The sequence below is a fragment of the Methylotenera sp. genome, from assembly GCF_036401095.1.
Classification (GTDB): Bacteria; Pseudomonadota; Gammaproteobacteria; order Burkholderiales; family Methylophilaceae; genus Methylotenera.
The window spans coordinates 61,172-72,451 of sequence record NZ_DASWWA010000003.1 but is presented as its reverse complement, the minus strand read 5'-3'; the positions used below and the strand labels follow the sequence as shown (position 1 = coordinate 72,451).

The window sequence follows — 11,280 nt, the reverse complement described above, 5'->3', positions numbered from 1 at the left end:
AAAAGCGGCGTTTGCATGACTTCGCAATGGGTCTATCAACTAGCACAAGGTGGCACAGTTAATGCTTATTCAGACAAGGCACTAACTTTGGCACGGCAAACACTCAATGAAACTAGCGTCTTCACCACATCAATCTGGGGCACCCATGGTCGCATTTAAGAATGATAAGCACATGCATGATGCACTGATGCATAATCTTGAAGGGATGCTGTATTGCTGTTTGTATGACAAAGACTGGACCATGGTGTTTGTAAGTAATGGCTGCAAAGAACTGACTGGCTATGCTCCTGACGATCTACTTCATAACAAATACATTTCCTATGAAGTCATGACGTTTGAGGAAGATAGAGAGGTGGTACGAGAAACCATCAAAAACGCGCTCGCTGAAGGTAACCGCTACGAAGTTGAATACCGCATCAACCATGCAGATGGGCGTGTGATCTGGGTATTGGAACGCGGCAACCCGATTTATAACGATGCTGGTGCAGTCATCGCTCTAGAGGGCTATATCCAGAACATTGCAAAACGCAAAGATATTGAACAGTCACTACTAGCCGCAGAACTTAAATACCGCTCCATCTTTGAGAACACGCTGGAAGGCATTTTTCAGACTACTGCGGATGGTCATTATTTAATTGTTAATCAATCACTTGCCCGTATGTATGGTTACAGCTCACCCCAAGAGCTTATCCACGCATTCAACAATATACAAGAGCAGCTCTATGTAAAACCGGGGCGTCGTGAAGAGTTTGTACAGTTATTGAAAGAAAACGACAGCGTAGAAAAGTTTGAGTCATTAGTTTACCGAAAAGATAAAAGTACAATCTGGATCTCTGAAAACGCACGCGTCGTCAATGATGAGTCAGGCAACATCCTCTATTATGAAGGCACGGTTGAAGACATCACCGCTCGCAAGAGTTACGAAGAAAAGCTCGAATATCAAGCCATGCATGACAGCTTAACCGGCTTACCAAACCGTAACATGCTCAACGACAGACTACAGTTGTGCATTAACTTTGCTAATCGCTATAAAAACAAAATGGCGGTGGCATTTTTAGATTTAGACCAGTTCAAACTGATTAACGACAGCATGGGGCATGAGGTGGGCGACCAACTGCTTGTTATCATGGCAAAAAGGTTAACCAGTGCAATACGTGAAATAGATACCGTAGTAAGGCTAGGTGGTGATGAGTTTGTTATCCTGCTCACCAATATTGATGACACCAATGATATTTTCCTGAGCATGAATCGGTTACTTGAAGCGGTTGCAGTTCCCTTAACCATTAACAATCTGGATTACTTAGTCACCTGCAGCATTGGCGTCAGCATCTATCCAGATGATGGATTGGATGCCAATGTATTACTGCGTAATGCTGACACCGCAATGTACAAGGCAAAAAAGGCAGGCAGAAATAATTTCCAGATTTACACTCACGCACTGAATGCAGCACTCACCGAGCGTGTAACGCTAGAATACAACCTACGCCAAGCCATTGAACTAGAAGAGTTTATATTGCATTACCAGCCTAAAATAGATTTTACAACTGGTAAAGTATGTGGCGCTGAAGCACTGATTAGATGGCAACCCGAGGGGCAAGACCTGATATCTCCCTTAAAATTTATCACCATTGCAGAAGAAACTGGCTTAATTGAAACCATAGGCGAATGGGTAATCGCTACAGCCTGCTATAAAGCCAAAGCCTTGCAGCAGAAAACTGGCCAATATGTCCCTATCGCAGTCAATGTATCACCCAGGCAATTCAGGCAATCCAACTTAGCCAACACCATCAAAAAAATCTTAGCAGTTACCCAGCTAGACCCCAGCTACCTAGAACTTGAAATTACCGAAAACACACTGATCGATGATTCATCAAAGTTCATAGAAACCTTACATTCACTCAAGAAAATTGGGGTAAAACTAGCAATTGATGATTTTGGTACTGGTTATTCAAGTTTGGCGTATTTAAAAGACTTTCCAATTGACCGATTGAAAATCGATAAAGTCTTTGTTAGTAGCATAGAGGAAGACCCTAAAAACAAAGCCATCTTAAAAGCGATTGTCGTACTTGGTCAAAGCTTGGGCATAGAAGTGATTGCCGAAGGCGTAGAGACACAGTATCAATATGACTATCTCAAGTCTATAGGTTGCGACCAACTACAGGGCTACTATTACAGCAAACCACTACCCGAGCAGCAGTTTGAACAGTTTTTGCTAAATCAGGTAGAGAACTAAACATTCCAAACGACCACAAGCACCGCCATTTTCAATCACGCCAGACCACCCCCGGCACACCGCAGCTCGGTCATCACTGATTCACGCCGGTTAAACAGCATCCTGATGTTGAATCGCCGCAAATATTGCCGCAATCACAATCAGGCTTCCGCCCAGCCACTCATTTAGCTCCATGGTTTCATGTGCTAAATAATACGAGGCGACAGCAGCCACCACTAGTTCAAACAGAAACAGCACAGATGCTCGTGTTGCCTCAATTTTTGCCACACCATATTGCACAAAAAAAGTTGCCGCAATTAACAGTAAGGCGATTAATGACATCACGGCCCATTCCGTTAACGTAAATACAGTCGGGCTTGGTATGTTTGTTTGCATAATCGGCACAAACAACAGCGCAACCATCATCACACCAATCCAAATCGCATAGGACTTGGCCACTAAAGTTAAATGGCTAGACTTTCTCGTAATCACATTGGTTAAAGAAAAGCCTATGCCTGAAGACAATGCCAGCCACTCCGGCATATTTCTCGGTAGTGGCAATCCACCAAACTTAACGTCATACAGCATGATAAATGCGCCAACCAAGGAAGCCACTATCGCAATATAACCGGTGAATCGAGTTTTTTCTTTTAACCAAAAATGAGCGAGAATTAAGGTCCAGATAGGTGACAAATAAAACAGCAACATAACCCGCATCACCTCACCATCAATGATGGCCAGTACGTAGCTCAGATTTGTCCACCCTGCAACCACTCCCAGCCACACAATGCTTAATGGCAACTTGGCCGCGCCACGCCAATGCTTCCCTAATAAGACACTGGCAAAGACAATCGCAAGCGCGTAGGTATAAAAGCTGGACGCCACACCAGACACACCCGCCTCAGACATTAAGCGATATGGATACCAAATAATGCCCCAGCAGAATGCACCAAAAAGTAGGCCAAATACTGCAAAAAAGTTTTTATTATTGGCGTTGCTCACTATAATGTTACCTTATGAATCCAAATCTAAATTTATTACAGCCCTATCCGTTTCAACGTCTGCGCGATCTATTCAAAGGCATTACGCCTAATGCAGCTTTTAAGCCAATTAACCTATCAATTGGCGAGCCGAAACATGAAACACCCCCATTAATTAAAGATGCCTTAGTCAATAATTTAAGTGGTTTAGCTAATTATCCCACGACTATAGGCTCTATTGAGCTAAGAAGCACGATTTCCGATTGGATTTCACGTCGCTATCAAGTGCCAGTGCTTAATCCTGAAAAAGCCATTTTGCCGGTAACCGGCAGCCGCGAAGCCTTATTTGCTTTTGCACAGGTAATTATTGATCAAACTAAACCTGATCCTATCGTGATTTCACCAAATCCGTTCTATCAGATTTACGAAGGTGCTGCATTTTTAGCTGGTGCCACGCCCTACTTTATAAATACACTGCCGCATCAAGACCCAAACTATAACCACGTGATGGACTTTTCAAGCGTACCTGCTGATGTATTAGCACGTACACAACTGGTTTATATTTGCAGCCCAGGTAATCCATCCGGCAAGGTCATGAGCCTGGAGCAATGGCGCACTGTTTTTAGCTTATCAGACCAATACGGCTTTGTAATTGCCGCAGACGAATGCTACTCAGAAATCTACTTTGATGAGGCATCACCGCCACTAGGTGCATTACAAGCCGCGCATCTACTGGGTAGAGACTATAAAAATCTGGTTGTGTTCAGTTCACTCTCCAAGCGCTCCAACGTACCTGGCATGCGCTCAGGCTTTGTGGCTGGCGATGAAAAAATCATTGAATCATTTACGCTCTACCGCACATACCACGGTTGTGCCATGAACCCAGCTGTACAGGCTGCCTCTATAGCAGCGTGGAATGATGAAGCACATGTGATTGAAAACCGCAGGCTCTATGCAGCAAAATTTAAAGACGTTACCCCATTACTGAGCAATGTATTGGAGGTGGCCTTGCCAGATGCAGCATTTTACCTATGGGCAAAAATTAAAGACGCCAGCATTTCTGATACAGAATTTGCAGTAAAACTATACCGAGACCTCAATATTACTGTGCTTCCAGGCAGCCTGTTAGCGCGTGAAGCTCACGGTGTAAATCCGGGCAAGAACTTTATCCGTATGGCCTTAGTTGCCTCTTATGAAGAGTGTATCGAAGCAGCGCAGCGAATCAGCGCTCATTTCTAACCAGCTCACAGCAAGGCTAGTCTGTACTAAAACACACTAGCCTTGCTGCTATCAGTTTTATACCCACAAGCTACTTGATGTATTGATTATTTAAACGTACAGCAAGTCCACTTAAGCCTATCAAGGCAATACCAATAATCACCAAAGCAATTGGCCAGCCCACAGTGTTGGCAAAGTGTTCTGCCGTGTAATAGCCAATATAAATCAGCATCGCCAGCGTACCTACCAGCAATAGTGTTCTACTGCGCACATAGGTGCTTAAAAATATGATAAAAGCGCTAGCCCCAAGGTACACAGGCTCGAACAAGCTGTTTTCTACCGATTCAAATATTGACCACAGTAACGATACTGCACCTACAAAGTACCAGAACGGAGCAATCGCCACATGTTTGGATTGTTGCATTGCATAGGCGATGCACAGCAATGAACTGCCAATAACGATGCCAATCAGCTTTTCATCTACATCCCAAATATCAAAGAGATTGGCAAAAAAGATGCAACCAAACAGCACAGCACTAAACGCTAATACCGTGCGCTGCTTTGCCCAAAAGGTAGCTCCTTGCTGCACCAGCATATAGGCAGCCATAAACAGCAAACCGTGACGCACATCGCCACCTGAAGAGTACTCCTGCAACATCACCATGATGCCGGTGGGCTGCAATACCGAGGCCATTAAAAATAATGGCGTTGCCACACGCTCGTACTTTTGATCGCTCAAGCATACCAAGCCCATTACAAAGGCCGCTAGACCAGGCCCCAGCGTGATAATCACACGTGATGCAGAACCAAAATCATCCCAATACATTGAGATGAAAACACCTATGCCTGCAAACACAAATATCCCGCCTACATAACCAAACAACTTGGAAAGCACACTGGCGGGTGCAGCATTAGGCTGCCCTGAAGAAGCATCAAGCGCCTGCGCAATTTCTGCTAACGTGATCTGATTATGCTGCGATAATGCAACAATATCCTGCAAAGCATCATCTTTGAGCGACATAGCAACCCCTTATTTTTTGATGACCCATCCGACAAACTGCACTTGGTTGTAATAATAATGCTGCTGAGTATGCGGAATTTTGTATCCAATATTGCCTTTTTTCAGCCTAAAACCACTATCTCTATTGCCACCGCCAAACAACCCACCCATCAAACCGCCACCACCATAACTAGGGCCATCCAAGGTATAACCATCTGGTGAAACAATTGCCGTATCAATCAGCATATTTTCAGTTTCACGCAACACAGCAACACCATCTGTTGCTGTAGCAAGCACCTGTGGTATATCTATAGCAATTTCTCGCACAGTATCCGTCTTGGCATCGTAAGCCATTAGCCGCTTTAAATCGTAATTAAGATCTTTACCTTCATGTTTCTTTACTTTAGCCGTCAATTTCTGTTTTTTAACTGCGAAATCCAGCATATAGTCTACTGTATTTTGGTAATCATACGATCTCGTTGTAAATAACACTTCATATTGCGGCGGCTTACTCATCAACTTGGGAATCACCGTCGATGCAAAGAAAATGAGAATCAGCAATAAGGGAAAGGTGAGGCCGACAACTAAAACCAAGTTTTCTTTAATAAAGTTTTTCATGATTGTCCCTTACTTATTGTTTCTTGAAATTATTAGGTCTTTAAATTACTGATTATTTAATAAACGCAGCTACGGTACTGAACACGTTTTCCTGCATCTGCGGATCTAGACAATCCACTTGCTGCAAGCCTTGCATACTACGTAACCAAGTCAACTGACGCTTTGCCAGCTGTCTAGTCGCAAAAATGCCTCTATCACGTAGTTCAGCCTCATCATACTCTCCTGCCAAATACTCCAGCGCCTGCCGGTAACCCACGCAGCGCATAGAGGTACTGTCTGATGTTAACGCAGGATATTTATGCACCAAGGTTTTAACTTCATTTACAAAGCCATTAGTTAACATTTGATCAAACCTTAAAGCGATTCGTGCATGCAACACTTTACGGTCACTCGGCACTAAAGCGATTTTAAGCAAACGGTATGGCAAAACATCACTACTGGTTGCCTGATGTAGCGCAGTCATTGATTTACCGGTAATGCGGTAAACCTCTAAAGCACGTTCAATTCTTTGCACGTCATTAGGCTGCAGGCGCGCGGCACTTTCCGGGTCTACTAACGCCAACTTGGCATGCATGGCAGGCCAACCCAGCTCTGATGCTTCATGTTCAATTTGCTGCCTAATTACAGGATCAGCTTCCGGCAACTGGCTTAACCCCTCTTCTAGCGCTTTAAAATAAAGCATAGTGCCACCTACCAGCAATGGCACCTTGCCGCGCGCTGTGATGTCAGCCATTAATTTAAGTGTGTCACTTCTAAAATGTGCCGCTGAATAAGCCTCAGTAGGCGGAATAATATCAATCAAGGCATGTGGCGCCTGCCCCAGCACCTCTGCACTAGGTTTGGCCGTACCAATATCCATGTCTTGGAAAACCAATGCAGAGTCCACACTAATCAGTTCAATCGGTAGTTTTTTGTACAAACTCACGGCCAAGTCAGTTTTACCGCTCGCGGTTGGACCCATAACAAAAATAGCTGGTGGTAGTGTGGTTAGATTCATTCAATACATTCTTAACTTAAGACACTATCCTAAGGTTGGATAATTGCCGATAACATCACAATGACCCTTTTGGGGCCCTACTTCTTACAATCAACAGCAAATGAAAGCTGTATAATATTGTTTAGCGTTGGTTTGCTGTAAACATACGATATTCGCTACAGATTACACCATAACATTTGCAGTTCATTTTTGTTGATTAGGATTATCCATGAATTTAGAAAAAGTTGTTTTTGGTTTTTTCATCGTTCTGGCAATGACACTGAATTTTGGATTCTTTATTGGCGACATTGATAATGCCAGCCATCATCATGCTTATGAGCTGTACGCGGCGATTATCGTCAGCCTGATTGCAACTGTACTTAAATTTGGTGACCGTACACACGTAGGGGCAATTTTACTTTCTACGAGTTTAGCAGCTGACTTACAACTGATTGCAGCGGCCATTTTATGGGCAGCGCTCAATGGCACCTATGACGAAGCCAGCTTAACGGTGTACATCGTTTCTCTGTCTGGCGGCGCACTCATGGCTAACATTATCTCGGTTGTACTGTTAATTTCTGAAACCATCAGCCAAAAACGCTAGGCACTTGATATCCCAAGTTGATCAGCATGGATAGCATACTGTTTCTGATACTGCGTCGCTTAAGGCGCCCGCTGATACTGATCATTGTTAGTTTTGCTATCGCCATTATAGGCTTAACCCTGATGCCAGGGCATGATGACCAAGGTCACCCTTGGAAAATGAGTATTTTTGATGCGCTATATGTCATCAGCTATACGGCAACTACCATCGGCTTTGGCGAAATACCTTACGCTTACAGTAAAGCACAGCGCTTATGGTTAACCTTTTCAATTTACCTGACGGTGATCCCTTGGTTTTACGCTGTCGGTAAAATTATTACTTTGCTACAAGACACTGGGTTACGTCAGGCCGTGACCACAGAGCGCTTTGCCAATAAGGTACGTCAGCTGCAAGAGCCGTTTTATATACTTTGCAGCTATGGGCAGTCATCTAACCTACTAGCCAAAGCTTTAGATGAAAAAGGCATGCGCGTAGTCGTGATTGAGCCGCAGCAAGAACGACTCAACGAGCTGGAGCTGATAGACACCCGAAACATCATCCCCTACCTATGTGCAGATGCAATCTTGCCAGAAAACCTGGAAAGAGCCGGCGTACTCCACCCGCTATGCAGCGGTGTAATTGCACTGACAGATGACGACAATGTTAACTTAGCAGTAGCGGTTGCAGTCAAGCTTATGAACCCAGATTTACTGGTAATTGCACGTGCAGAGCGTGATGACATTGCGGCAAATATGGCGTCTTTCGGCACCGACCATATCATCAACCCTTACACCCTATTCGGCGATCAACTAGCAATGCGCGTACATGCACTAGGCACCTATCTGCTGCATGAATGGCTGACAGGCGTACCTGGAGATACGCTACCACCACCAGAAAATCCGCCTAAAGGCAGATGGGTGGTCTGTGGCTATGGTCGTTTTGGTAAATCTGTAGTAGAAAACCTCGAGCGTGAGCAGATCACCACCACCATTATTGAAGCCATGCCGGAAATGACAGGCTGTGATCACTGTATTGTAGGTAGTGGCACCGAGGCAAAAACCCTACTCGAAGCAGATATCACTAATGCCGTAGGTATCGTTGCCGGCACGGATAATGACACAAACAACTTATCCATTGTGATGACAGCCTTCGAGCTCAATCCCAAGTTATTTGTAGTGATTCGTAAAAACAGGCGCCACAATGGGCGGTTATTTAAGCAGTTTAACGCAGACATTACCATGCAGCCAACTGAGATTATTGCCCACGAGTGTTTGGCACACATGATATCTCCTTTACTGGCACAGTTTTTAAGTTTAGCGCGCGGCCAAACCAATGACTGGGCCAATAAATTAATTAGTCAACTAGTGATGACGATGGGCGAAACGGTACCGGAAACCTGGGCAATTAGAATTGACAATGAGGATACGCCGGCAGTCATTGAGCTAATGGAGGCTGGGTTAAATGTCAGCGTGCAACATCTAATGCAAGATCCTGCCAATAGAGAGGTGCAACTGGAGCTGGTACCTATTCTGCTACTGCGCAACAACATACCTAGCCTAGTACCCGACCCTAACACCCGCCTAAAAGCTGGAGATAGAATCTTATTCTGCGGCAGCCCAGCGACTAAATCCACCCTACCGTCTATCCTCAATAATACTAAAACACTTACCTATATTATTGATGGGATAGAAGTACCAAACAGCTTAGTATGGCGTTGGCTTGAAAGTAAATTTAAAAGCAAAAGTTAATCACGCTAAATTGTGAACAAGCATTCAGGTACACATTAAGGCGAACAGCTTATTTACCGCGCATAAACATCTTGTCTAAATCCGTCATGCTGACTTGAAACCAAGTCGGGCGACCATGATTACACTGCCCTGAACGTTCAGTTGCTTCCATATCACGCAACAGAGCGTTCATCTCAGGGATACTCAGACTACGATTTGCACGCACGGCGGCATGGCAGGCCATCGTACCAAGCAGCTCATTTCTACGCTCAGTCAGCACACGGCTCGCGCCATACTCTCGTAAATCACGCAATACATCTCGCGCCAAAGTCACGGCATCCGCATCTTGCAACATGGTTGGCACTGCACGTACTGCCAACGTGGTGGGTGACAGGATTGCGATATCAAACCCCAGTTGCTGCAGCGTTGCCTGATTACCAGCCAAGGCCTCCTGTACTGTTGCCACTTCTAGCTTATCTGCATTAAAACTGACAGGCAGCAACAGAGGCTGCATTTGCACAGTTTTGCTATCCAGCGCATTTTTTAACTTCTCATACATAATGCGCTCATGTGCCGCATGCATATCCACAACCACCAAACCCTCTTTATTTTGGGCTAGCACGTACACACCATGCACCTGCCCCACGGCAAACCCAAGCGGGTATTCATTGATGCTTTCGGTGCTGATAGCATGAGCCGCAAATACATCTGCCGGCAATGCAGTAGCGCTAGCCTGCTGGCTAACACTGCCACCAAACAATGACTGATAAAAACCTTGTGGCTCATGCGCACTCAAGTTGATTTGAGATTGCTGCGTTGGGTACAGCATGCCGCTATTCGCAGCAGGCGTATTGGAAATCTGCGGGCTAAACGGATTATATTGCGCCTGATTAGCAGTGACTGCATTGGAAACACCGGTAGGAATCGCCAATGCTTTATGCAGTGAATGAAAGATAAAGCGATGAATCGCCTGACTATCTCTAAACCTTACCTCCGTTTTAGCTGGATGCACATTCACATCCACTAAGTTTGGATCTAGCTCTAAAAACAACACAAAGGCCGGATGCCTCTCGTGGTGCAACACGTCCTGATACGCTTGCCTAATGGCATGCGAAATCACTTTATCCCGCACAAAGCGGCCATTCACATAGACATACTGTGTATCTCGGCTATTGCGATTAAAGGTAGGCTTCGCCGCCATCCCCCATAAGCGCAAGCCAGCAGCAGACTCATCAACAGCGATAGACTCAGCAACGAACTCGCTGCCTAACACCTCGGAGAATCTGCGCTCGGGCTGACCAATAGCAAAACGGCTTAGCGCACGTCCATTGTGTTGCAACATCAAACTAACATCTGGGCGTGATAATGCAATACGCGTAAATATTTCCTCACAATGCCCAAACTCTGTCGCCTCTGTTTTTAAAAATTTACGGCGCGCCGGCGTGTTGAAATATAAATCAGACACTTCTATCACGGTGCCTGCATCTAAAGCAGCAGGCTCTATGGCAGAAATATCACTGCCCTCAGAAGCGATACGCCACGCATGCTTGCTACCACTTTGGCGGCTTAACAGCTGCGTACGAGAGATAGAGGCAATACTTGCTAACGCCTCGCCCCTAAAGCCCAAGCTTGCTACAGACTCCAAATCTTCTAGGCTTGCAATTTTGCTAGTAGCATGGCGCGTCAACGCCAACATCAAATCCTCTTTTGCGACACCACCACCATTGTCGGTAACGCGCATTTGCTTAATACCGCCTTGCAGCAAAGATACCTGAATATCAGTACTACCTGCATCCAAGCTATTTTCCAATAACTCTTTCAAGGCCGATGCCGGACGTTCCACCACTTCGCCTGCGGCGATTTGGCTAATAAGCTGGTCAGGTAGTAAACGTATAGTTGCCATAAAGTTTTAGTATTTTTGAATGATGTTATTTTACCTTGCTTTGCGGCTAGCGAATTAACTATG

General features: G+C 45.1%; 9 protein-coding genes. 4 read left to right on the top strand and 5 right to left on the bottom strand.

Annotation, left to right across the window (positions count from 1 at the left end; translation table 11 throughout):
• Positions 1-106: 106 nt before the first annotated feature.
• Positions 107-2,233 carry an EAL domain-containing protein gene (locus tag VGD82_RS02165; protein ID WP_331018825.1) on the top strand — a complete coding sequence of 709 codons (2,127 nt, stop codon included), beginning with the start codon at positions 107-109 and terminating at the stop codon, positions 2,231-2,233.
• Positions 2,234-2,323: 90 nt separating this feature from the next.
• Here VGD82_RS02165 and VGD82_RS02160 read toward each other — a convergent pair whose 3' ends face one another.
• A complete protein-coding gene (locus VGD82_RS02160; RefSeq protein WP_331018824.1) occupies positions 2,324-3,214 on the bottom strand; it encodes a DMT family transporter in 891 nt (296 codons plus the stop codon).
• Positions 3,215-3,228: 14 nt separating this feature from the next.
• Between VGD82_RS02160 and dapC the strand changes: the two genes are divergently transcribed.
• Entirely contained in the window at positions 3,229-4,431 is a 1,203-nt protein-coding gene (gene dapC, locus VGD82_RS02155) for a succinyldiaminopimelate transaminase (protein WP_331018823.1), read from the top strand.
• A gap of 70 nt (positions 4,432-4,501) precedes the next feature.
• On the opposite strand, the gene VGD82_RS02150 is transcribed toward dapC, so the two are convergent.
• Genes VGD82_RS02150 through miaA form a run of 3 tightly spaced genes read right to left on the bottom strand, consistent with a single transcriptional unit; the run spans position 4,502 to position 7,025 of the window.
• The gene (locus tag VGD82_RS02150) at positions 4,502-5,431 is read right to left on the bottom strand and encodes a DUF2157 domain-containing protein (RefSeq protein ID WP_331018822.1); all 930 of its coding nucleotides are present in this window, start codon (positions 5,429-5,431) and stop codon (positions 4,502-4,504) included.
• Positions 5,432-5,440: 9 nt separating this feature from the next.
• Positions 5,441-6,028 carry a hypothetical protein gene (locus VGD82_RS02145; protein WP_331018821.1) on the bottom strand — a complete coding sequence of 196 codons (588 nt, stop codon included), beginning with the start codon at positions 6,026-6,028 and terminating at the stop codon, positions 5,441-5,443.
• Positions 6,029-6,080: 52 nt separating this feature from the next.
• The gene (gene miaA / locus VGD82_RS02140; protein ID WP_331018820.1) at positions 6,081-7,025 is read right to left on the bottom strand and encodes a tRNA (adenosine(37)-N6)-dimethylallyltransferase MiaA; all 945 of its coding nucleotides are present in this window, start codon (positions 7,023-7,025) and stop codon (positions 6,081-6,083) included.
• 208 nt (positions 7,026-7,233) lie between these two features.
• On the opposite strand from miaA, the gene VGD82_RS02135 reads away from it, so the two are divergent.
• Both VGD82_RS02135 and VGD82_RS02130 read left to right on the top strand, forming a co-directional pair.
• Positions 7,234-7,608 carry a DUF6394 family protein gene (locus tag VGD82_RS02135; RefSeq protein WP_331018819.1) on the top strand — a complete coding sequence of 125 codons (375 nt, stop codon included), beginning with the start codon at positions 7,234-7,236 and terminating at the stop codon, positions 7,606-7,608.
• A 26-nt stretch (positions 7,609-7,634) separates the two neighbouring features.
• Positions 7,635-9,335: a potassium channel family protein gene (locus VGD82_RS02130; protein WP_331018818.1), complete on the top strand. Its 1,701-nt coding sequence runs from the start codon at positions 7,635-7,637 to the stop codon at positions 9,333-9,335.
• A 49-nt stretch (positions 9,336-9,384) separates the two neighbouring features.
• Here VGD82_RS02130 and mutL read toward each other — a convergent pair whose 3' ends face one another.
• Positions 9,385-11,217: a DNA mismatch repair endonuclease MutL gene (mutL, locus tag VGD82_RS02125; protein WP_331018817.1), complete on the bottom strand. Its 1,833-nt coding sequence runs from the start codon at positions 11,215-11,217 to the stop codon at positions 9,385-9,387.
• Positions 11,218-11,280 lie beyond the last annotated feature (63 nt).

Bases quoted from the DNA above. Each gene is read 5' to 3' on its own strand.
- VGD82_RS02150 (WP_331018822.1), bottom strand. From the start codon at position 5,431: ATGTCGCTCAAAGATGATGCTTTGCAGGATATTGTTGCATTATCGCAG.
- mutL (WP_331018817.1), bottom strand. From the start codon at position 11,217: ATGGCAACTATACGTTTACTACCTGACCAGCTTATTAGCCAAATCGCC.
- VGD82_RS02130 (WP_331018818.1), top strand. From the start codon at position 7,635: ATGGATAGCATACTGTTTCTGATACTGCGTCGCTTAAGGCGCCCGCTG.
- VGD82_RS02165 (WP_331018825.1), top strand. From the start codon at position 107: ATGAAACTAGCGTCTTCACCACATCAATCTGGGGCACCCATGGTCGCA.
- miaA (WP_331018820.1), bottom strand. From the start codon at position 7,025: ATGAATCTAACCACACTACCACCAGCTATTTTTGTTATGGGTCCAACC.
- VGD82_RS02145 (WP_331018821.1), bottom strand. From the start codon at position 6,028: ATGAAAAACTTTATTAAAGAAAACTTGGTTTTAGTTGTCGGCCTCACC.
- VGD82_RS02135 (WP_331018819.1), top strand. From the start codon at position 7,234: ATGAATTTAGAAAAAGTTGTTTTTGGTTTTTTCATCGTTCTGGCAATG.
- dapC (WP_331018823.1), top strand. From the start codon at position 3,229: ATGAATCCAAATCTAAATTTATTACAGCCCTATCCGTTTCAACGTCTG.